The following is a 1,004-nucleotide window of genomic DNA, read 5'->3' as shown; positions in this document are numbered from 1 at the left end:
TACAGCAAATTGCAGATAAATGAGGTACACTAAATATGGTGCATTAATAATTAAAATGAAAGCTTACTCTATAGACTTGCGAGAAAAAATAGTACAGGCTTACGAACATGGTAATACCTCAGTTAGAAAAGTAGCAACGAACTTTGGTGTGACCAAAAGTTTTGTTCAAAAACTGCTTTTGATGAAAAAAACCGAAGGTCATGTGAAGCCGAAGAAACAAGGCGGAGCAGTTAAAGGTGAGTTGGATGGATATGATGTTCAACTAGCTACAATGATTGAACAGTACCCAGACAAAACTTTATTAGAATATTGCGAATATTGGGCTACAACTTACGGTATTTGGGTAAGTACAAGTACGATGTGTCGTGCATTAAAAAAGCAAAACTTAACATTAAAAAAAAGACGTTACGCAGCAGCCAAGCAAGAACTGAAAGAGTCCAAAATTTGAGAAGTGAGTATTGGCAAAAAGTTAAACAAGTAGATCCAGAAAACTTAGTTTTTATAGATGAAACGGGCGTTTTACTTGGTCTTACGCGAAGTAGGGCACGTAGCGATCGCGGTACAAGAGTATATGACTTTAAACCATTTTACAGAGGAGCAAAAGTAACAGTAATCGGCGCAATAAGTCTAAACCAGGTTGTAGCTGTTATGACAATAAAGCGGTTCTATGAATTCTAATGCATTCAAGGTCTTTGTTGAGAAGTGTTTGCTTCCTCAACTATGGAAAGGTGCTGTTGTGGTTATGGATAATCTTCCAGCCCATAAAGCTGCTTCTATTGAACCATTAATTCAATCTGTTGGTGCAAGTGTTCTTTACCAGTCACCCTATTCTCCTGACTTTAATCCTATTGAACATTGGTGGTCACAACTAAAAACTTTTTTACGCCAGTTTTCTCCAACCAATTCAAAAATGGTTGATATCTTAATTGCAACCGCTCTCGATTTAGTCAATCCCAAACACCTAAAAAACTGGTTTACTAATTGCTGTTACTGTACCTCATAAA

General features: G+C 36.9%; 3 protein-coding genes. All 3 read left to right on the top strand.

Going from position 1 to position 1,004, the window contains the following annotated elements; all coding sequences use genetic code 11:
• The first annotated feature begins 19 nt into the window (after window positions 1–19).
• The 3 genes from ACM03V_RS34425 to ACM03V_RS34415 are packed head-to-tail and all read left to right on the top strand — an operon-like array spanning window position 20 to window position 1,003.
• Window positions 20–448: a helix-turn-helix domain-containing protein gene (locus ACM03V_RS34425; protein ID WP_414625304.1), complete on the top strand. Its 429-nt coding sequence runs from the start codon at window positions 20–22 to the stop codon at window positions 446–448.
• Entirely contained in the window at window positions 445–678 is a 234-nt protein-coding gene (locus tag ACM03V_RS34420) for a hypothetical protein (protein ID WP_414625303.1), read from the top strand. Before ACM03V_RS34425 ends, ACM03V_RS34420 begins: the two co-directional genes overlap by 4 nt.
• On the top strand, window positions 668–1,003 hold the full coding sequence (locus ACM03V_RS34415; protein WP_414625302.1) for a transposase: 336 nt from the start codon (window positions 668–670) through the stop codon (window positions 1,001–1,003). Before ACM03V_RS34420 ends, ACM03V_RS34415 begins: the two co-directional genes overlap by 11 nt.
• Window position 1,004 lies beyond the last annotated feature (1 nt).

The organism is Calothrix sp. CCY 0018, assembly GCF_963920925.1.
Lineage (GTDB): Bacteria > Cyanobacteriota > Cyanobacteriia > Cyanobacteriales > Nostocaceae > Rivularia.
Note: the sequence above shows the minus strand (reverse complement) of the source record. Positions and strands in the feature narration are given on the sequence as shown.

What these genes read in the sequence shown, in the direction of transcription:
- ACM03V_RS34425 (WP_414625304.1), top strand. Translation starts at nt 20, where the DNA reads ATGAGGTACACTAAATATGGTGCATTAATAATTAAAATGAAAGCTTAC.
- ACM03V_RS34415 (WP_414625302.1), top strand. Translation starts at nt 668, where the DNA reads ATGAATTCTAATGCATTCAAGGTCTTTGTTGAGAAGTGTTTGCTTCCT.